General features: G+C 57.0%; 1 protein-coding gene. It reads left to right on the top strand.

The window, feature by feature from the left end; all coding sequences use genetic code 11:
• The coding region (locus WG891_RS26905) for an arginine deiminase family protein (protein WP_337265143.1) at nt 1-223 on the top strand (223 nt) is incomplete at both ends.

The raw sequence follows: 223 nt of genomic DNA on the forward strand, positions 1-223 counted from the left end.
CCCGGCGATCGTCAATCAGATCAAGACCTTCTCCTTGCGCCCGGACAGTGGCCCAACCGGTATGAAACTGAGCCGTGATAAAGGCACCTTTGTTGAAGCGATCGCTGGCGCACTGAACCTGAAGAAACTGCGCGTCGTGGAAACCGAAGGTAATGACTACGATACCGAGCGCCAGCAATGGGACAGCGGCAACAACATGGTGGCCCTGTCTCCGGGTGTGGTA

Source organism: Serratia sp. MMO-28, assembly GCF_037199905.1.
Taxonomy (GTDB): Bacteria; Pseudomonadota; Gammaproteobacteria; order Enterobacterales; family Enterobacteriaceae; genus Chania; species Chania oryzae.